This window comes from Pseudomonas sp. LG1D9, assembly GCF_002949995.1.
Taxonomy (GTDB): domain Bacteria; phylum Pseudomonadota; class Gammaproteobacteria; order Pseudomonadales; family Pseudomonadaceae; genus Aquipseudomonas; species Aquipseudomonas proteolytica.
On sequence record NZ_CP026881.1, the window covers coordinates 4,931,687 to 4,951,520 of the forward strand.

Sequence of the window (19,834 nt, forward strand, 5' to 3'; positions counted from 1 at the left end):
TTCTTGACGACCATAGAGCATTGGAACCACCTGATCCCATCCCGAACTCAGCAGTGAAACGATGCATCGCCGATGGTAGTGTGGGGTTTCCCCATGTGAGAGTAGGTCATCGTCAAGATTAAATTCCGAAACCCCAATTGCGAAAGCAGTTGGGGTTTTGTTTTGGGCGGTAGAAAAGCAAAGGGTGCTCTTGACGCTGTTGGTACCCATTTGAACTGCCGTTCGGGTAATTCAATACAAAGTGTTTCGGCATTTTTGGTATGGTGCAGCACCTGTTCCAAGGACTGATCTTTGCACCGCAGGAAGCGGCATTGTCCCTGCTCAACGAGATGCTGTAGAAATGCCCGAAGCCATACCGATCAAAGACCACGAGAAAGAACATCGCCTGGTCAATAAACGCCTGTTGGCCTGCGCAATACTGGTGCTTGGCATCACCTGTGCCTTGGTCGCCCGCATGTATTTCCTGCAAGTGGTCGAGTTCGACTATCACTCCACCATCTCCGAAAACAATCGTGTCCATGTCTTGCCCATCACCCCGGCCCGCGGCCTGATCTACGACCGCAACGGCGTGGTCCTGGCCGATAACCGCCCCAGTTACAACCTGACCATCACCCGCGAGAGGGCTACCGATCTCAAAGGCGAACTGGATTCGATCATCACTCTCCTGCATCTGCCACCCGAAGACCGCGCAGTCTTTGACAAGGCCTTGAAACAGGCGCGTCACCCGTTCGTGCCCGTAACGTTGTTTTATGAATTGACTGAAGAACAGATCGCCATATTGGCGGTCAACGAATTCCGCCTGCCAGGCGTGGATGTGGAGCCACAGTTCGTGCGTCACTACCCGTTGGGCGCACACTTCGCGCACTCCATTGGCTACGTGGGCCGTATCAACGAAAAAGAGTCAAAAGAACTGGATTCGGTCGAGTACCGTGGCACGCAATCTATCGGTAAAACCGGAATCGAGCGTTTCTATGAGGCGCAATTGCACGGCCATGTGGGTTATGAGGAAGTCGAGACCAATGCCCAGGGCCGAGTGCTGCGGGTGCTCAAACATACCGACCCGATTCCCGGTAAAAACATTGTCCTGAGCCTGGATATCAAGCTCCAGGAAGCCGCCGAAGAAGCCCTGGGCGACCGTCGCGGTTCAGTGGTTGCCCTGGATCCACAAACCGGCGAAGTCCTGGCAATGGTCAGCAAGCCCAGTTTTGACCCCAACTCGTTCGTCACCGGCATCAGTTTCAAGGAATATGCCGCTCTGCATGATTCCATTGACCGCCCCTTATTCAACCGGGTGCTGCGCGGGCTGTATGCGCCAGGCTCGACGATCAAGCCGGAAGTGGCCATCGCCGGTCTCGACAGTGGTGTCGTCACCGCACAGACACGGGTCTTTGACCCCGGTTACTACCAACTGCCCGACTTTGATCACAAATACCGCAACTGGAACCACAGCGGCGATGGCTGGGTAGATATGGACGCTGCCATCATGCGTTCCAACGACACCTACTTCTATGACCTAGCCCACAAACTGGGGATCGATCGCCTACACGACTATATGGCCGAATTCGGCCTCGGCCAGAAAGTCTCCCTGGATATGTTCGAAGAGTCGGCCGGCCTGATGCCGTCCCAGGCCTGGAAGCGTGCGACGCGCCGCCAGCCATGGTTCCCGGGCGAAACCGTGATCCTTGGCATCGGCCAGGGCTATATGCAGGTCACGCCATTGCAATTGGCCCAGGCCACCGCGCTGATCGCCAACAAGGGCGTGTGGAATCGCCCGCATCTGGCCAAGACCATTGACGGTGTAGCGCCCGTGGATGAACACCCGATGCCCAATGTCGTGCTTAAGAACCCCCGCGACTGGGACCAGGTCAACCACGGCATGCAAATGGTGATGCACGATCCGCGCGGGATCGCCCGCGCATCGGCCGCCGGCGCGCAGTACCGGATCGCCGGCAAGAGCGGGACCGCACAAGTGGTGGCGATCAAACAGGGTGAGCGCTACAACCGTCTGAAGACTCGCGAGCGCAACCGCGATAACGCACTGTTTGTCGGCTTCGCTCCGGCGGAGCATCCCAGGATCGTGATTTCAGTGATGATCGAAAACGGCGAGGCGGGCGGCCGCGTGGCCGGCCCTGTGGTCCGCCAGATCATGGATGCCTGGCTGCTTGATCAGCAGGGCCACCTTAAGCCGCAGTACGCGGCGCCCGCCAAGGCTTCGGGTGATCCGCGCGTCTGAAAGAAGGTTTTACTCCAGCCAGAGAGCGGGACCGCCCGGTAGATAAGCGATTGCATTTAGCCACAGCCTGCGCAGATAATGAGATGAATTATCATTAACGTCTGTGGCTGCCCGCGTGTCTACTCCTACCGATCCCAAGGCTCTTCTGGCAACGCTCTATGACGACAACCATCGCTGGCTGCGCGCATGGTTGTATCGTCAGCTCAAGTGCCCGCAGGATGCAGCGGACCTGACCCAAGATACGTTTATCCGCATTCTGGATGCGCGCCAGCTCAACCAACTCGATGAGCCCCGTGCGTTTCTCAGCACCGTGGCCCGCCGGCTGTTATTCAGTTTCTGGCGCCGCAAGCGCCTGGAGCAGACCTACCTCGACAGCCTGGCGCAACTGCCGGACGCCTATACACCGTCGGAAGAAGATCTGGCCCTGGTACGCGAGGCGCTCGAAAGCATCGACCGCCTGCTCAATGGCCTGCCGCCCCGTGTCCGGCAGATCTTTATGCTCAACCGTCTCGAGGGCTTGTCGCAACCGGCTATCGCCCAGCAACTGGACGTGTCGCTGGCCACAGTGGAGCGCGATCTGCGGCGGGCTTTCCTGCACTGTCTGGCCGAGTCGGCGGACCTGACATGAGCCAGTCCAAGGTTGACGCCACCACCCGCGCTGCCGTGGATTGGTTGCTGCGCCTGGAGGCGGCCGCTGATGATCCCTCTGTGCGTCAAGCCTTCGAAATGTGGTTGCGGGCCAACCCCCAGCATGCCATTGCCTGGCAGCGGGTCGGCAGTTTGCTGCAGCAGCCGATTGCCGACTTGCAGCGCGTCGAAGCCCGCAGCCCCGGTCAGTTACGTGCCGTGACCCAAGCCCTGGCAGCCCCGGATTCGGAGTCGCGGCGCAAGGTGCTGCGTGGTGGCTTGGCACTGGTGTTGTTCGGCGTCAGTGGCGCGGCGATCTTTGACCGCGACCAGCCACTCACAGGTCTGTGGGCCGACCGCCACACAGCCACCGGCGAGCGGAAGACCTTCGCCTTGGCCGATGGCAGTCGCCTGAGTCTCAACGCCCGTAGTTCCGTGGATATACAGTTCAGCGACAGCCGCCGGCTGGTACGTCTGCGCGAGGGCCAAGTGTTCGTCGATGTCGCCGCCGACCCGCGCCGACCGTTTGTCATCGCTACCGCCCAGGGAGAAGTCCAGGCCCTGGGGACACAATTCATGGTGCGCCAGGAGGCCGCCGGCAGCTTGACCTCGGTGCAACTGCATAGCGTGCGTGTCAGCACGCTCGGCGGCAGCCAGCGCCGTGTAGAAGCGGGGGAGGCGGCGTGGTTCAGCGACAGCGATGTGCGTCCAGTACCGCTCTCGGTGCGCAGCCGGGCAGATTGGCGCGATGGCCGCGTCGACATCCGTGATGAACCCCTGGGCCTGCTGATCGACGCCCTGCGCCCGTATCGCCGCGGTGTGCTGCGGGTCAGCGAGCAGGCCGCAAAAGTACGCGTCTATGGCGTGTACCCGCTGGATGATCCGGCGCAAACCCTGGAGTCGCTGGCCCAGACCTTCCCCCTGCGCATCAGTCACTACGGTCCTTGGTTGACCCTGATTGATGTGCGCTGAGTGGCCGATGGGAATTATTTTCAATCAGCGTGAGGGGATCGCGGATCTCGCGAGTCAAGGTTAGGGAACGCCAACCTGACAATGAGCATCCTCACCCTATGGCACCCTTGATGATCCGTCCCTGCCTGTTGACCCTGGCCGTAACCCTGGCTGTGATTGGCCAGCCCGCTGTGGCCCTGGCCGACACCGCCGCCAGCGCCCAGCAATATTTCAATCTGCCCGCTGCAGCCCTCGGCGATAGCCTGAGCCGGCTGTCCCGGGAAAGCGGGCGCACGCTGTCGGTCACCCCGGCCTTGCTGCAAGGTCGTCGCGCCCCCGCATTGCAGGGCCAATACAGCCCGGAGCAGGCCGCGCAACACTTGTTGGCCGGCAGCGGCCTGGGCTTGACCGTCACCGAAAACGGCACATGGAGCCTGTATCTGCTGCCTGAGGGCGCGCTCAATCTTGGCGCCACCACGGTCACTGGCCAAGTCGCAGAAAATGCCTGGGGCCCCGTCGATGGCTATGTCGCGACCCGCAGCGCCACGGCCACCAAGACCGATACACCGATCCTGGAAATCCCGCAGACCGTCAACGTGGTCACCGCCGACCAGGTCAAGGTCCAGGGCGCGCGCAACCTGACCCAATCCCTGCGCTATACCCCGGGCATGGACACCAACGGCTACACCGACCGTAATACCATCGCCGATGAGTTGGGCAGCCGTGGCTTTTCTCCCACGTTGCTGTACCTCGATGGTGCCTACCTGCCTTACGCCGGCAGCCTCGGCGGTGCGCCACAAATCGACCCCTACACCCTGGAACGTATTGAGGTACTCAAGGGGCCGGCGTCGGTGCTGTTCGGGCAGAACCAGCCGGGCGGGATGATCAACCTGGTGTCCAAGCGTCCCACCACCGAAGCGCGACACCAGGTCAAGTTCGGTGTGGGCAGCTACGAGCGGGTCAACGGCGCCCTGGATTTCAGCGGCCCTATCGATGACGCGAAAACCCTGAGCTACCGCCTGATCGGCCTGGCCCGCGACGGCAACGAGATGGTCGACCACGCCACCGACAGCCGTACCTTGCTGGCCCCCAGCCTGACCTGGGCGCCGACCGAAGACACCGCCCTGACCCTCTACGCGCAGATCCAGCGCGACAAATCCCTGGCCGATTACCAGGCACTACCCGCCATCGGCACGCTCTATCGCAACTCCAAGGGCCAGCGCATCGACCGCGACACCTTCCTCGGCGATTCCGATTGGAACAACTACATCCGCGATCAATATGTGCTGGGCTATGACTTCTCCCACGCATTCAACGACAACCTGGAATATCGCCAGACCGCACGTTTTACCGACGTCAACGATCGCTATAAAGGCTTCTACCTCAACCGCTTCGCCGAACTGCCCGACGGCAGCACCGACGATACCCGCGCCAGCCGCACCAAACTGGACTGGCGCCAACACAACAGCGCCTACACCCTCGATAACAACCTGCAGGCCAAGTTCGCCACCGGTGCCCTGGAACACACCTTGCTGGTGGGCTTCGATCACCGCGAGTTCACCCGTAAATACCAAGGCTACAACCTCTACGGCGCGGAAATCATCGACCTCTACAAACCGTCCAACTACCACACCTTTGGCCAGCCGCAACTGACCCCCAAGTGGAACAACACGGTCAAGCAGACCGGCCTGTATGCCCAGGACCAGATCAGGTTTGATCGTTTCATCCTCACCATGGGCCTGCGTGAAGACTGGGCCGAAGTGATCAACCGCGACCTGCTGGAGCGCAGCACGGTGTCGCAGAAAGACAAAAAACTCACGCGTCGCGTGGGCCTGACTTACCTCACCGACTTCGGCCTGGCGCCCTACGTCAGCTATGCCGAGTCGTTCCTGCCAAGCGTCGGCCGTCTGGCCCCGGAACGTGGTGGCGGCGCCTACAAACCGGTGGAGGGCGAGCAATATGAAGCGGGGGTCAAGTACCAGCCCAACGACCAGTCATTGCTGACCTTGTCGGTGTTCCAGATCAAACAGAAAAACGTCCTGACCGGCGATCTGGTCTATCGCGAATACCAGTTGCAGGAAGGTGAAGTGCGCTCACGCGGCGTCGAATTCGAAGGCAAGGCACGGTTCGGCCAGGTGGAATTGATCAGCGCGCTGACGTACCTGGACGCGATCTATACCAAGAGCAACTACGGCGATGAGGGCAACCGCAGCGAGGCGCAAGCCCCGTGGAGCGGCAGCGTCTGGGCCGACTACCATTTTTCCAGTGATGCCTTGGCCGGCCTGACCGCAGGTGGCGGTGCGCGTTACACCGGGAAGAAATACGGCGACTCGTCCAACACCTTCAAGACCCCGTCGTTCGTGGTCTACGACGCTACGGTCAGCTACGACCTGAGCCGCCTGAGCCCCACATTCAAGGGCGCCGAAGCCAGCCTCAACGTGCAGAACCTGTTTGATCGCGAGTATGTCTCGTCCTGCAACTACGCCTTTGGTTGCTATTACGGCCAGGAGCGCACTGCGTCCCTGGCCGTGTCCTACGACTGGTGAGCTACTTGATCACCACCGGGTTCACCGGCGCGCCGCTGCCACCGACAATCTTCAACGGTGCGGCGGTGTAGAGGAACTTCCACTGGCCGTCGTCGGCACAATCGGCGGCCAGATCCTCCAGCAGCACGATCTCGGTAAAGGCGATGCCGAGGTTGCGCATCAGCGCGCAATGCAATGGAATCTGCACCCCCGACACCGGATCGGTGATCACCTCATTGGCGATGGTGTCGGTCACCAGATTGGGGATTTCCATGGTATGGAACCACTCCACCAACTCCCGGCTGTAGGTCAGGCCAGGCTCCACCAGGTCCTTGAAGAACTCAGTCTTGCCATACTCGTAGAACGCGCCCATGGAGCCAGTACGGATGATCAGGATGTCGCGTTTTTCGATGGTCACGCCCTGGGCCTTGGCGGCCGCCAGCAAGTCCAGGTGATTGAAGGTTTCGCCACGGCCCAGGTATTTCTTGCCGCGATGGCGGGCCATGTCGATCAGCACCGCGCGCCCGACCACGCCACGTTCGGCAATCGCCAGCACACTGGCCTTGGCCATGCCGCCGACGGTGCTCATGGCGTCGTAGCCGTTCCACAGTTGATTGTCGTACCAGGCATGCCCGAGGGCGTCGTACTGGGTCGAGCCTTGCAGCTGCATGAAGATCACATCGTCGCAATACGCTGCGCCGCCGGTCATTTCGGGTTGCTTGCCGAAGTGATAGTGGCTGTGATCCAGGGTATTGAAGCGCATCGACGGGTTGCGTGCCGGCCACATCGGGTCGCCGCCCGGATGGCCGATCTGCACTTGCAACGTGAAGGTCTTGCCTTGGCGCACCGAGGCCACACCGCGCAGTACTTCGGCTTCGGTCAGGTAATTGAGGGCGCCGACCTCATCGTCCGGTCCCCATTTACCCCAGTTCTTTGGCAGGCCATCGAGTAATTGCTTGGTGCTCGGTTCGTTCTTGTTATGTAAGTCACACATATCGACTCCGATCCCTATGGTCGTTGAGTTACACGCAGCGCCCACCATCGACTTCAAGGCAAGTGCCGGTGATAAAAGCCGCTTCGTCCGAGGCCAGGTACAGGCAGGCATTGGCCACGTCTTGCGGGGTGGAAAAACGTCCCAGGGGGATAGTCGCCATAAACTTCTGGCGGTTTTCCGGGGTGTCCGGCACGCCCATGAACTCACTGAGCAGCGCCGTGGCGCCGACCACCGGGTTCACGCAGTTGACGCGGATATTGTCCGGGCCCAGTTCCGCTGCCATGGTCTTGCTCATGACCACCACCGCACCCTTGCTGCCGTTATACCAGACCAGCCCCGGGCGCGGGCGGATCGCCGCAGTCGAGGCAATGTTGACGAACACGCCGCCGCCCTGGCCGCGAAAGTGCGGCACAAAATGCTTGGCGCTGAGGAAGATACTTTTGACGTTGACCGCGAACACCCGGTCGAACTCGGCCTCGTCCACTTCCAGCATCGGTCGGTTGCGGTGGGTGGTGCCGGCGTTGTTGATGACGATATCCAGCCCGCCGAATTGCTCCAGGGTCGCCCGCAACAGGGCACCCATGCTTTCGTCGTTGGCCACGTTGACCTCGATGAAATGCGCATGGCCGCCGCTGGCCGCGATCTCATTGACCACCCGCTGGCCGCCGGTGGCGTTCATGTCGGCGACGATAACCCGCGCACCCTGTTGGGCGAAGGTCTTGGCGATGCCTTCACCAAAGCCGGAGCCGGCGCCAGTGACGATGGCTACTTTGTTTGCGAGACGCATGGAGTGTTCTCCTTTCTTGTTGTTGTAATGGCTTAGCCGTGTTTGATCGCAATGGTCTTCAAGGTGGTAAAGCCCAGCAGGGCCTCGAAGCCTTTTTCCCGGCCATAACCGCTGGCCTTGACGCCGCCGAAGGGCAGTTCAACCCCGCCGCCGGCCCCGTAGTTATTGATGAAAACCTGGCCGCAGCGCAGCTTGCGCGCCAGGCGCATTTGCCGCGCGCCGTCGCGGGTCCACACGCCGGCGACCAGGCCGAAATCGGTGCCGTTGGCCAGGCGGATGGCCTCGGCTTCGTCGTCGAAGGGCATCACGGCCAGTACCGGACCGAAGACTTCCTCCTGGGCCAGGCGGCTGTCGGGCGGCACGTCACGAAACAGCACCGCTTCCTGGAAGTAACCGCCACTGCCGGCTTCGGCCACCACCTGGCCGCGCGCGGCAACGGTGATACCGGCCTGCTCGGCTTCGCGCACGAACTCGCGCACCAGGCGTTGCTGCTTCTGGTTGATCAGCGGCCCCATATCCAGGTCCAGCGCCGAAGGCCCGGTGCGCAATTGACGGAAGCGCTGGCTGAGCTTCTCCACCAGCGTTTCATAAATACTGCGCTCTACCAGCAGCCGGCTGCCCGCCGAACAGGTCTGCCCACAGTTCTGCACAATGGCATTGACCAGCACCGGCAAGGCTTCATCCAGGTCCGCATCGGCGAACACCAGTTGCGGTGATTTGCCGCCCAGTTCCAGGGTCACCGGGCAATGCCGCTCAGCGGCCGCTTTCGACACCGCCGTGCCGGTGACTGTGGAGCCGGTAAACGAGATGTGATCGATTCCAGGATGAGCGCACAACGCAGCGCCGGCTTCGTAGCCGTAACCGGTCACCACATTGATCGCACCGGCCGGAAAGCCCACTTCGGCGGCAATCTGCGCCAGGCGCAGCAGCGACAGGCTGGCATCCTCGGCCGGCTTGACCACGCAGGCATTGCCCGCTGCCAGGGAGGCGCCGACGCTGCGGCCGAAGATCTGCATCGGATAGTTCCACGGGATGATATGCCCGCTCACTCCATGGGGCTCGCGCACGGTGAGTACCGTGTAGCCGTTCTGATAGGGCAGGGTTTCGCCGTGCAGCTTGTCGGCCGCGCCGGCGTAATATTCAAAATAACGGGCGAGGGCAGTGGCATCGGCCCGTGCGACTTTCAGCGCCTTGCCGGTGTCCCGTGCTTCGATCTGCGCCAGCTCTTCGTGGTGTTCCAATACGGCCACGCCGAGCCTGGCCAGCAGGCGGCTGCGCTCCAGGGCCGACAATGTGCCCCATGGGCCATCAAAGGTCTCGCCCACGGCCAGGCGTGCGGCGCTGACGGCGGCGTCGATATCGGCGGCGGTACCCCGGGCGATGCTGGAGTAGGTTTCGCCGCTGCTGGGGTCGATCACCGGGATATCTTCAAGTGAGGTCGAGGCCTGCCATTGGTTGGCGATGTAGTGTGCGTTGATCATGTTCAGCTCCTGTTCCCGGCGATGCATTCGGCGATGGCCACGCCCACTTCAATCGTACTGGCACTGCCGCCCATTTCCCGGGTGCGTGGACCCTCGGCAAGTACCGTCTCGATGGCCGAGACAATGGCGGCTGCGGCCTGTTGGTAGAGCGGGTTGCCATTGCCCAGATGCTCGATCATCAACGCAGCCGACCAGATCTGGCCGATGGGGTTGGCCACGCCCAGCCCGGCAATGTCCGGTGCCGAACCATGCACCGGCTCGAACAGCGACGGGTAGCGTCGCTCGGGGTTGAGGTTGGCCGATGGGGCAATACCGATGGTGCCGGTACAGGCCGGGCCGAGGTCGGAGAGGATGTCGCCAAACAGGTTGGAGGCCACCACCACGTCAAACCAGTCCGGGTGCTGCACGAAGTGTGCACACAGAATATCGATATGGAATTTAGCGGTCTTGACGTCCGGGTAGCGCTGGGCAATCAGGTTCACCCGCTCGTCCCAGAACGGCATGGTGATGGAAATACCGTTGGATTTGGTGGCGGCCACCAGGTTCTTGCGCGGTCGCTGCTGAGCCAGTTTGAAGGCATATTCCACCACGCGGTCCACGCCTTCGCGGGAGAAGATCGACTCTTGCACCGCGATCTCGCGCGGCGTGCCTTCCCACATCCGCCCGCCGACGCTGGAGTATTCGCCCTCGGTGTTTTCCCGCACCACGATAAAGTCGATATCCCCCGGCACACGGCCGGCGAGCGGGCAGGGCACGCCAGGCATCAGGCGTACCGGGCGGATGTTGACGTACTGGTCAAACTGGCGGCGGATCTTCAGCAGCGACTCCCACACCGCCGTGTGGTCGGCGATGATGTCCGGTGCGCCCACGGCACCGAAGAAGATCGCGTCATGGCTGCCGATCTGCTCGGCCCAGTCGTCCGGCATCATGCTGCCGTGGGCCAGGTAGTGTTCGCTGCACCAGGCAAAGTGATCGAACTCAAAGGCAATCCCGAAACGCCGGCTGACGGCCTCCAGTACACGCAGGCCTTCGGGCACCACCTCGCGGCCGATACCGTCGCCGGGAATCACGGCAATACGATGGGGGGTGCTGGTCGTGGAATTGGACACGCCGTGTCTCCTGTTTTTGTTGTTGTCAGTGAGGCGGGGACATTCTTGGCACAGGTGCAACGGTGGGGGAATTGCTGATTGTGGAAGTGGCCTTCGCAAAATTCGAAGGCCGGCGGTTATACGTGATTACAGGCACCGAGGTAGTCGAATAATGCCAGGCTTGTAGGAGAAGGCTGTTGCTGGCGCATGCACAGGTACATCTGGCGGTCGGCCCAGGGGTCGTCGATTTCGATAAAGCGCAAGGCCATTTCCTTGCGAAAGATCTGCACGGCGCCCTGGGGCAGCACGCCAACCCCTTGGCCGGCGGCAATCAGCCGGCACACGGCTTCAAAGCTGCGTACCTGGACCCGCAGGCGCAGGGGCATGCCAATCGCCGCAGCGGCTTCGGTGATCAGCGTGGTGATGGCGGCGTTATCTTCCAGGCCGACAAAGTCGTAGCCCAACAAATCCTCAAAGCGCGCATGGCGCATCTTGAACGGATGATCATCAGGCACCAACAGGCACAGGCGGTCCTGGCAGTAAGGGACAAAGCGCAGCTCCTCGCCGCTGGGCTGGGTGGTGACGATCCCCACATCGGCCACGCCATCACGCACCGCTTGCAGGATTTCGCGGCTGCGTTCCTCGCGGATATCCAGGCGGATACCAGGATGCAGGGCGTTCCATTGGGTCAATTGGCTGGGCAGTTGCTGGCTCATCGCCGAGCTGTTGGCATACAGGCACACGCGGCCGGTGGCGCCCTTGGCGTAGTCGGCGAGGTCGGCATGCATTACGTCGACCGCCCGCAAGATCGACAACCCATGCTCCACCAGCACTTCCCCGGCCGCCGTCGGTGAGACGCCGGTTGAGGAGCGGTGCAACAGGGCAACCTTGAAATGCTGCTCGAGCAACGACAGACGCCGGCTGGCCGCTGACAGCGAGAGGTGCGACTGCTCGGCAGCCCGGGACAGATTGCCCAGCTTGACCGTCTTGAGGAACAGCTCGATGGAGGTGAGGTCGGGGGCCATGCCAGAGTCCTTGTGCGCGGTCTGTGAAAACTACGCAGTTGGGGCCGGGCTGTCCAATAGCCTGCCAACTCAACATACTTTGTGAATGCTGTTTTCGGCCTGATACAGACCAAAATGTGGGAGCTGTCGAGCGTTAGCGAGGCTGCGATAGCGGTGGCTCAGGCGATATTTCTGGTACCTGTGCCGCCGCTATCGCAGCCTCGCAGGGCGAGACAGCTTAGCGCTGGATCCGGGATCTCAGTCTGTAAGGTGGGGCTCAGAACTCGATGCTTGCCGACAGCTTGGCCACCCGCGGATCGCCTTGGGTCAGGTAGCCGCCCATCGCCGATTCCCAGTATTTGGTATTGGCCACGTTGTCCACGGTAAGTCCCAGGGTGACGTCGCGCTGGTCCATCTTGAAGTTGTAGCGTGCGCCCAAGTCAAAGCGGTTCCAGGCCGGCAGGCTGAGCTTGTTGGCGGCATCGACATACTGCCCGCCGGTGCGCAGCATGCGCCCGCTGAGGGTCACGCCTTGCAGGCCTGGCACATCCCAATCCACCCCCGCATTGAGCTGGAACGACGGCACGCCAATCGCGCGGTTGCCGTCGTTGGCGCCGTTCTGTGTGCCCTTTAGCTCGGTTTTCATGACTGTCACACCGCCCAGCAGGCGCAGGCCGGCCAGCGGTTCGCCGAATACGTTGAGTTCCACGCCCTTGTTGATTTGTTCGCCTTCACGCACGAAACGCGCGGTGGTGGCGTCGATGATCTCGCTGTAGCCGGCGCCGGGCTGCTCGATGCGATACACCCCCAGGGTTGCTCCGTAGGTGCCCATGTCGACCTTGACCCCGGCCTCGACCTGCTTGGAGCGGGCCGGGGCGTACACCAGGCCAGCGTTGGTCACCGTGCGAACACCCAGTTTCTCTGGTGCGGTCGGCCCCTTGGCCAATCCTTCAATCCGATTGGCATACAGCGACACATGCTCCCAAGGCTTGAACACAATGCCGTACACCGGCGTGGTAATCGACTGATCGTAGTTGGCCGTGCGGCTGGCGTTCATGTAGTTGTAGCCCTGCACCACCATTTGCTGGCGGCGCAGGCCGAGCGTGACCAGCAGGCGATCATCGACAAAACCAAAGGTGTTGGAGGCCGCCGCGCTGCGCACGAAGGTCTTGGCGGTGATGGTCGGGTCGCTGAAGTCGGTGCCAGGGGTATTGCGTGGGCTGTTCAGGCGCGGTTCGGCGCCGGTCACCGGCTGGTAGATATTGGTGGGGGTCTTGGCGCTGTCGAACACATAGGCGTTACGTGCCTCGGTCCAGATCCCCGCCAGGCCGAAGTTCAGGCGATGGCTCACCGGGCCGGTCTGGAACTTGCCGTTCAGGCCGGCCATGGCGCTGCTGTTGTCTTCTTCGTGGGCGATGGTCGAAGCGCTGGTCTGGGCGTTGCCCAGGTTGTCGTTGATGGTCACCGATGAGTACTGGCCCATCTCCCGAGTGTGCTTGACCCCGCCCGCCGCGTAGGCGGTCCAGTTGTCGTTCAGGTCATATTCGGCGCGCAGCATGCCCAGGGTGTCTTCAATATTGGTCGCACTCCAGCGCGGTGCGTAGTTGGTGTCGGCCGACGGTGCGTCGGGTACCTGGGTCACGGCTGTCCCCAGGAACACCGAGTTGCGCCCGCCATTGACGCGCTGCTTCTGATACGCGAAATCCCCCGACAGACGCAGTGCATCACCCTGGTAATCGAGGCCCGCGGCAAACAGCTTGGAGCGCTGGTTTTCATTGTCGGTGCCGGTATCGCCTTCACGCTGGGACAGGTTCACCCGTGCGCCAAAACGATTGTCTTCGCCAAAGCGCTGGCCGATATCCAAGTGCTGGCCAATCCGGCCTTCGCTGCTGATATCGGTGCTGAAGCGGCGCAGCGGTTCATCGCCGGCGCGTTTGGGTTGCAGGTTTACGCCGCCGCCGATACCGGAGCCGGAGGGCGTTACCCCGTTGATAAAGGCGTTCGGGCCCTTGAACACTTCCACCCGCTCCAGGGCGTCGGTGGACATGATCTGCCGGGGTAGGATGCCGTAGAGGCCGTTGTAGGAAATATCATCTCCATTCAGTGGCAGGCCACGAATCACGAACAATTGCGACTGGTTGGCGTAACCCGACGCCTGGCGCACGGATGAGTCGTTGAGCAGTACATCGCCCACGGTCTCGGCCTGCTGGTCGCGAATCAGTTTTTCGGTGTAGGAGGCCATGCTGAATGGCACGTCCATGATGTCCTGGTTGCCCAGTACCCCCAATTGCCCGCCGCGCGCCACTTGGCCGCCGGCGTACACCGGGGGCAGGGCGCCGGGGATGATTGATTCGGCGCTGATGCTGGTTGCCCCCAGTTCCAGGGCCTGGCCGTTGCTCGCATCCTGCGGGGTTGGTTGGGGGGCGCTGTGGGCGGCAAAGCTCAGGGCGCAGCACATGGCGAGCAGGGTCGGGCGAAACGGCACGGCAAGTCGGGTACAGGTGGGCATGGTCGATCCGGACGGTGAACCGTCAGTGTGAGGAAGGGGGGCAATGGCGTTGCGCTTCCTCATTGCGCGAATACGACTCCGGTGCAAATGATAATAAGTGCTAAATAGTGTTTTACAAACTGTTTTGTGCTGTACGACTTTTCCGAAGGCCAGAAAATTTCTATTAAGGCCTTACGGCGGATGCCGAGTAGAATCGCGCCCTGAAAGCGATTCCTGAGGTGCGGCAAGGTGGATTTACAGCAGGGTTTTGTCCTGACCCGGCATTGGCACGACACCCCGGCGGGCACGCAGGTCAGCTTCTGGCTGGCCACCGACCAGGGGCCGCGGTATATCCGTCTACCGTTGCAGCCTTCGGTGATGTTTATTCCCGTGGCCCATCGCGAGCACGCGCAACGAGTGCTCAAGGGTGAGCGCGATGTGGATCTGCGTCCGCTGCAGTTGTGTGACTTCCATCACCGCCCGGTCCTGGGCCTCTATACCCGCCAGCATCGCCAGGCCATGGACCTGGAAAAACGCCTGCGCCAGGCCGGCGTGGATGTCTACGAAGGCGATGTACGCCCGCCTGAGCGCTACATGATGGAACGCTTTATCACCGCGCCCGTGGCGTTTGACGGCACACCGGGCGAGGGCGGGACACTGCTGGAGGCGCAGATGAAGCCGGCGCCGGACTACCGTCCGGCGTTGAAGCTGGTCTCTCTGGATATCGAAACCACCGCGCGCGGCGAGCTGTACTCCATCGCCCTGGAAGGTTGTGGTGAACGCCAGGTGTATATGCTCGGCCCGCCGAATAAAACCGACGCGGTGGATTTCCAGCTCGAATACTGCGACAGCCGCGCCCAACTGCTGGAGCGCCTGAACCAATGGCTGGCACAACACGACCCCGACGCAATCATTGGCTGGAACCTGGTGCAGTTCGATCTGCGGGTCCTCCATGAGCATGCCAAGCGCCTCAACGTGCCATTGCTGCTCGGCCGTGGCGGCGAGGCCATGGCCTGGCGCGAACATGGCAGCCGTAACCATTACTTCGCCGCTGCTGCCGGGCGACTGATCATCGATGGTATCGAAGCCCTGCGTTCGGCCACCTGGACCTTTGAATCCTTCAGCCTGGAAAACGTCGCCCAGACCCTGCTCGGCGAAGGCAAGTCGATCTCCACGCCCTACCAGCGCATGGACGAGATCAACCGTATGTTCGCCGAGGACAAGCCCGCGCTGGCGCGCTACAACCTCAAGGACTGCGAGCTGGTGACGCGCATTTTCGAAAAGACCGAACTGCTCAAGTTCCTGCTGGAGCGGGCCAGCGTCACCGGCTTGCCGGCGGATCGCAATGGCGGTTCGGTGGCGGCGTTTACCCATCTGTATATGCCGCTGATGCATCGCCAGGGCTTTGTCGCGCCGAATCTGGGGGACAAACCGCCCCAGGCCAGCCCCGGTGGTTTTGTCATGGACTCGCGGCCCGGCCTGTACGAGTCGGTGCTGGTTCTAGACTACAAAAGTCTCTACCCGTCGATTATCCGCAGCTTCCTGATCGACCCCGTGGGCCTCATCGAAGGCCTGCGCCATCCCGACGACAGCGAGTCGGTGGAAGGCTTTCGCGGCGCCCGTTTTTCCCGCACCCGGCATTGCCTGCCGTCGATTGTGGCGCGGGTCTCCGAAGGCCGCGAGGTGGCCAAGCGCGAGCATAACGCGCCGCTGTCCCAGGCCCTGAAAATCATCATGAATGCCTTCTACGGCGTGCTGGGTTCCAGCGGTTGCCGGTTCTTTGACACACGACTGGCCTCGTCCATCACCCTGCGCGGCCACCAGATCATGCGCCAGACCCGCGAACTGGTCGAAGCCCAGGGCTATGAAGTGATCTATGGCGACACCGACTCCACCTTCGTCTGGCTGGGTAGTGCCCACTCCCAGGAGGAGGCCACACGCATCGGCCAGGGCCTGGTGCAGCACGTCAACCAATGGTGGCGCGAACGCCTGCAGAGCGAATTCGGTCTGCAAAGCGCCCTGGAACTGCAATACGAAACCCACTTCAGCCGCTTCCTGATGCCGACCATTCGCGGTGCGGAGGAGGGCAGCAAGAAGCGTTATGCGGGCCTGGTGACCCGGGCCGATGGCAGTGAAGAAATGATCTACAAAGGCCTGGAAACCGTGCGCAGCGACTGGTCGCCCCTGGCCCGCCAATTCCAGCAGGAGCTGTATCAGCGCATCTTCCATCGCCAGCCCCACCAGGATTACGTGCGTGACTACGTGCGCCGCACCCTCGACGGCGAACTCGATGAACTGCTGATCTACCGCAAGCGCCTGCGCCGGCAACTGGGCGACTACGAGCGCAACGTGCCGCCCCATGTGCGCGCCGCGCGCCTGGCGGATGAGTACAACGACCGCCAGGGTCGTCCACGGCAATACCAGAACGGTGGCTGGATCCGCTATGTGATCACCGTCAACGGCCCCGAGCCCCTGGAGGTGCGCCAGGCGCCGATCGACTACGACCACTATGTCACCCGGCAATTGCAGCCGGTGGCCGACGCGATCCTGCCGTTTGTCGATGACGATTTCAGCACCTTGGTCGGTGGTCAGATGGGCTTGTTTTAACAGCGGGAAAGCGTTTCACTCTGGACGCTGAACCGGTCGGAGGAACGCCCCATGTACACGCTCTACGGCACGCAAAGCTCAGGCTCATGCATCGTCGAAATCGCCCTGCAACGTTGCGGCGTGCCCTGGCAACAGGTCGATGCCAGCCCCTGGGGCGACACGGCGGGGATGGAGGCCCTCGGGCAGATCAACCCGCTGCGACAAATCCCCACCCTGCAACTGCCCGACGCCAGCGTGCTGACGGAAAGCGCGGCGATCCTGATCCATCTGGGCCTCGAGTATCCGGCCAGCGGACTGCTATCTGGTAACCGCGCCCAGATCATTCGCGGCCTGGTGTACATCGCCGCCAACTGCTACTCGGCGATCACCATCATTGACTACCCACAACGCTTTCTCGACGACGCCGACGAGACGGTGCAGGCGCAACTGATTGCGGGCACGCAACAGAAACTGCATCGAACCTGGCAGGTATTTGCCGAGCAGTTTGCCGGGCAACTTTTTACCCCGCAGGGGTTGCCCAATGCCCTGGGCATCATGGCGGCCGCCGTGTCCCGCTGGGAGGGCGTGCGGGACGTCCTGCAGCATTCCCACCCCGCGTGCGCCCAGGCTCTGGCGGGGGTGGATGGCGATCCGCAGGTGGCTCCGGTCTTTGCCTGGCACTGGCCGGACTGGCCCGCGCAGTGAGCCCTGGCAATCAGAAGAAACAATGAGGCCCGATGGGCCTCAAACCCTTGCGTCGCGGGCGTCCTAGCCTACTCTTTCTGATAGTCGCGTAGGAATCATCCTTGAAATTGACTGTCGCAGACATGAAACTCAAAAACTCTGCATGGAATTGGAAGGAGGTACGCATGCTCGTCCGGTCGCTGACCCTGGCTACCTTGATGGCGTTTACGGGGCCGTTGTTGGCTGCGGATAACCGAGGCCCGCTGGAACAGGATCAAGGCAAATTCCGCCCGCTGATCGTGATTGCACCCAGCTCTATCGACCCGACTCAGGTCCAACTCAAGAAAGATCTTGAACAGCCTGAGAACAAACAGAAGTTCGCCGAGCGCAACATGGTGCTCTACACCGTGAACTACACGAGCATCGGCACCGTCGGCCAGCGCGACGGCAAGGACCTCGGCGCCCAGGACACCAACGCGCTGATCCGTGCCCTCAAGCTTGGCGCCAGCGCCGGTACCAAAGTGATCCTGGTGGGCAAGGACGGCGAGAAGAAAGTCGAAAAGACCGTACCCCCCGATACCCTTGACCTTGCAGAATTTTTTGCCGCAGTCGACAAAATGCCAATGGCCGAAAAAGAAGCCGCCGCACCCGCCGAACCAGAACCTGCCGCACCGGCTGCGGGCAAGCCTGGCGCCAAAGCCAAGCCTGGCAAGCACGCGCCGCAACCTCTGGAAGATTGACGCTTTCGGAACAACCCTTTGTAGGAGCCGGCAAGCTGGCTCCTACAGTGGACGCGTTGGCAAGTCCTACAAGCCGTGTGCCACTTGCAGGCATTGCGCCATGAAGCATATGATAACCGTTATCATTTACGGCTTACCTCCTGTGCGCGTCCTCCATGCCTCCGATTCCTGCGACAAGCCCCACTGACCTCGCCACCCTGTATCAGCAGCAACACCGCTGGCTGCAGCACTGGTTATGGCGTCGTTTGAACTGTTCGCAGAGCGCTGCTGACTTGGCCCAGGACACCTTTCTGCGCCTGCTCGCCAAGAATCAACCCGTTGAGGTCCAAGCCCCCCGCAGCTTTCTGGCGAAAGTCGCACAAAGCGTGCTGTCCAATCACTTTCGCCGGCAAAAGCTGGAAAAGGCCTACCTGCAAGCCCTGGCGCTGTTGCCAGAAGAGGTGGCGCCCAGCGCCGAGACCCAATGGCTGCTCCTGGAAACCCTGATGGCCCTCGATGAAGTGCTCGGCCGCCTGGCATTGCCGGTGCGCCAGGCCTTCCTCTGGTCGCAGCTCGATGGCTTGAGCCACGGCGAAATTGCCGAGCGCCTGGGCACCAGCATCACTACGGTCAAGCGCTACATTGTCAAAGCCGGTGCGCAGTGCATTGTGCTCGACAGCCAGCGCCCATGAATCCGTTGCCCCTGACCCTGGAAGCTGCTGAGCAGGCCATGCACTGGCAATTGGAGTTGCAGGCAGCGGACGTTACTGAACAGACCCGCGCGCAATGGCTGGCCTGGCGCCAGCAAGATCCTCTCAACGAGCAGGCATGGCAGCATTCCCAGCGGTTTTTCCAGCGCATGCACGAGGTGCGAGACCCTGCGCACCAGGCTCTGGTCAGCGCCACCCTGTTACCGGCGCTGTCCCGTCGTCGGGTCCTGAAAAACCTGGCCCTCTTGCTGGCCGCCGGCAGTGTGGCGTGGACCGCCCGGGATGCCGGGCTGTTGCAGCCCTGGACCAGCGATTTCAGCACCACCGTCGGTGAGCAATGGCGTATCGACCTGGCGGACAATACCGAGATCCAGCTCAATACCGACACCGCTATCGATGTGAACTACAGCCCCGACCAGCGCCTGATCCATCTGTTGCGCGGGGAGATCCTGGTAGTACCCAACCCGTTGGACGCCCGCCCGCTGTGGGTGAAAACCGCCGAAGGCCTGACCCATGCCGCAGGCGGGCGCTTCAGCGTGCGCCAGCGCGATGGGTTTACTCAGTTGGGGTCTGACCGGCAGCCACTGGCGGCGCAGATTCCATCGCGCAGCCTGAGCCTTTCGCCCGGCGAGATCGTCAGCTTTGACCAGCAGACCCTGTTGGCGCGACGCCCGCAGCGCGCCGGAGAACTGGCCTGGGGCCGCGGCATGATCGTCGCCGAGGGCCTGCGCCTGGAAGACTTCCTCAATGAATTGAGCCGCTACCGACGCGGGCATCTGGACTGTGACTCGAGCGTGCGCGAGCTGCGTGTGTCCGGCACCTATCCGTTGGCCGACACCGACCGCATCCTCACTGCGCTGCAACAGACCCTCGAGCTGGACGCGCAGCATTTCACGCGGTTCTGGGTCACGCTTAAACCGCGTCGGGCGCAGGTATGAATTTATTTTGCATGCATGT

The 19,834-nt window shown here is 62.0% G+C and carries 15 protein-coding genes and 1 rRNA gene; 10 read left to right on the forward strand and 6 right to left on the reverse strand.

Annotated features, from left to right (window positions below; translation table 11 throughout):
- The first annotated feature begins 2 nt into the window (after positions 1-2).
- The 5 genes from rrf to C5F71_RS23125 all read left to right on the forward strand — a co-directional run bounded on the left by rrf (position 3) and on the right by C5F71_RS23125 (position 6,357).
- Positions 3-118: ribosomal RNA gene (gene rrf, locus C5F71_RS23105) — 5S ribosomal RNA — on the forward strand.
- A 222-nt stretch (positions 119-340) separates the two neighbouring features.
- Complete coding sequence (gene mrdA / locus C5F71_RS23110) at positions 341-2,233, forward strand: penicillin-binding protein 2 (RefSeq protein ID WP_104912023.1); 1,893 nt, start codon at positions 341-343, stop codon at positions 2,231-2,233.
- Positions 2,234-2,348: 115 nt separating this feature from the next.
- Complete coding sequence (locus C5F71_RS23115; RefSeq protein ID WP_029293247.1) at positions 2,349-2,861, forward strand: sigma-70 family RNA polymerase sigma factor; 513 nt, start codon at positions 2,349-2,351, stop codon at positions 2,859-2,861.
- Entirely contained in the window at positions 2,858-3,832 is a 975-nt protein-coding gene (locus tag C5F71_RS23120) for a FecR domain-containing protein (protein WP_104912024.1), read from the forward strand. The genes C5F71_RS23115 and C5F71_RS23120 overlap by 4 nt, the downstream gene beginning before the upstream one ends.
- 110 nt (positions 3,833-3,942) lie before the next feature.
- The gene (locus C5F71_RS23125; protein ID WP_256587982.1) at positions 3,943-6,357 is read left to right on the forward strand and encodes a TonB-dependent siderophore receptor; all 2,415 of its coding nucleotides are present in this window, start codon (positions 3,943-3,945) and stop codon (positions 6,355-6,357) included.
- 1 nt (position 6,358) lies between these two features.
- On the opposite strand, the gene C5F71_RS23130 is transcribed toward C5F71_RS23125, so the two are convergent.
- The 6 genes from C5F71_RS23130 to C5F71_RS23155 form a co-directional block, all read right to left on the reverse strand.
- Positions 6,359-7,330 (reverse strand): cyclase family protein, encoded by a 972-nt coding sequence (locus C5F71_RS23130; protein ID WP_104912026.1) that lies wholly within the window; start codon positions 7,328-7,330, stop codon positions 6,359-6,361.
- Positions 7,331-7,358: 28 nt separating this feature from the next.
- Positions 7,359-8,117, reverse strand: a complete 759-nt coding sequence (locus C5F71_RS23135) for an SDR family oxidoreductase (protein WP_104912027.1) — start codon at positions 8,115-8,117, stop codon at positions 7,359-7,361.
- A 32-nt stretch (positions 8,118-8,149) separates the two neighbouring features.
- On the reverse strand, positions 8,150-9,598 hold the full coding sequence (locus C5F71_RS23140) for an aldehyde dehydrogenase family protein (protein ID WP_104912028.1): 1,449 nt from the start codon (positions 9,596-9,598) through the stop codon (positions 8,150-8,152).
- A gap of 2 nt (positions 9,599-9,600) precedes the next feature.
- The gene (locus tag C5F71_RS23145) at positions 9,601-10,707 is read right to left on the reverse strand and encodes a tartrate dehydrogenase (protein WP_104912029.1); all 1,107 of its coding nucleotides are present in this window, start codon (positions 10,705-10,707) and stop codon (positions 9,601-9,603) included.
- A gap of 116 nt (positions 10,708-10,823) precedes the next feature.
- Entirely contained in the window at positions 10,824-11,711 is an 888-nt protein-coding gene (locus tag C5F71_RS23150) for a LysR family transcriptional regulator (protein WP_104912030.1), read from the reverse strand.
- 256 nt (positions 11,712-11,967) lie between these two features.
- Complete coding sequence (locus tag C5F71_RS23155) at positions 11,968-14,199, reverse strand: TonB-dependent siderophore receptor (RefSeq protein ID WP_104912031.1); 2,232 nt, start codon at positions 14,197-14,199, stop codon at positions 11,968-11,970.
- 228 nt (positions 14,200-14,427) lie between these two features.
- On the opposite strand from C5F71_RS23155, the gene C5F71_RS23160 reads away from it, so the two are divergent.
- From C5F71_RS23160 to C5F71_RS23180, 5 genes are all read left to right on the forward strand, one after another.
- Positions 14,428-16,785, forward strand: coding sequence for a DNA polymerase II (locus C5F71_RS23160; protein WP_104912032.1), 2,358 nt, complete (start codon positions 14,428-14,430; stop codon positions 16,783-16,785).
- Positions 16,786-16,836: 51 nt separating this feature from the next.
- Positions 16,837-17,469, forward strand: coding sequence for a glutathione S-transferase N-terminal domain-containing protein (locus C5F71_RS23165; protein WP_104912033.1), 633 nt, complete (start codon positions 16,837-16,839; stop codon positions 17,467-17,469).
- Positions 17,470-17,633: 164 nt separating this feature from the next.
- Positions 17,634-18,188: a DUF4174 domain-containing protein gene (locus tag C5F71_RS23170; RefSeq protein ID WP_104912034.1), complete on the forward strand. Its 555-nt coding sequence runs from the start codon at positions 17,634-17,636 to the stop codon at positions 18,186-18,188.
- A gap of 155 nt (positions 18,189-18,343) precedes the next feature.
- Positions 18,344-18,859: a sigma-70 family RNA polymerase sigma factor gene (locus C5F71_RS23175; RefSeq protein WP_104912035.1), complete on the forward strand. Its 516-nt coding sequence runs from the start codon at positions 18,344-18,346 to the stop codon at positions 18,857-18,859.
- On the forward strand, positions 18,856-19,815 hold the full coding sequence (locus C5F71_RS23180) for a FecR domain-containing protein (protein ID WP_029293219.1): 960 nt from the start codon (positions 18,856-18,858) through the stop codon (positions 19,813-19,815). Before C5F71_RS23175 ends, C5F71_RS23180 begins: the two co-directional genes overlap by 4 nt.
- Positions 19,816-19,834 lie beyond the last annotated feature (19 nt).

Bases quoted from the DNA above. Each gene is read 5' to 3' on its own strand.
- C5F71_RS23150 (WP_104912030.1), bottom strand. From the start codon at position 11,711: ATGGCCCCCGACCTCACCTCCATCGAGCTGTTCCTCAAGACGGTCAAG.
- C5F71_RS23140 (WP_104912028.1), bottom strand. From the start codon at position 9,598: ATGATCAACGCACACTACATCGCCAACCAATGGCAGGCCTCGACCTCA.
- C5F71_RS23135 (WP_104912027.1), bottom strand. From the start codon at position 8,117: ATGCGTCTCGCAAACAAAGTAGCCATCGTCACTGGCGCCGGCTCCGGC.
- C5F71_RS23155 (WP_104912031.1), bottom strand. From the start codon at position 14,199: ATGCCCACCTGTACCCGACTTGCCGTGCCGTTTCGCCCGACCCTGCTC.
- C5F71_RS23165 (WP_104912033.1), top strand. From the start codon at position 16,837: ATGTACACGCTCTACGGCACGCAAAGCTCAGGCTCATGCATCGTCGAA.
- C5F71_RS23130 (WP_104912026.1), bottom strand. From the start codon at position 7,330: ATGTGTGACTTACATAACAAGAACGAACCGAGCACCAAGCAATTACTC.
- C5F71_RS23125 (WP_256587982.1), top strand. From the start codon at position 3,943: ATGATCCGTCCCTGCCTGTTGACCCTGGCCGTAACCCTGGCTGTGATT.
- C5F71_RS23180 (WP_029293219.1), top strand. From the start codon at position 18,856: ATGAATCCGTTGCCCCTGACCCTGGAAGCTGCTGAGCAGGCCATGCAC.
- C5F71_RS23170 (WP_104912034.1), top strand. From the start codon at position 17,634: ATGCTCGTCCGGTCGCTGACCCTGGCTACCTTGATGGCGTTTACGGGG.
- C5F71_RS23175 (WP_104912035.1), top strand. From the start codon at position 18,344: ATGCCTCCGATTCCTGCGACAAGCCCCACTGACCTCGCCACCCTGTAT.
- mrdA (WP_104912023.1), top strand. From the start codon at position 341: ATGCCCGAAGCCATACCGATCAAAGACCACGAGAAAGAACATCGCCTG.
- C5F71_RS23120 (WP_104912024.1), top strand. From the start codon at position 2,858: ATGAGCCAGTCCAAGGTTGACGCCACCACCCGCGCTGCCGTGGATTGG.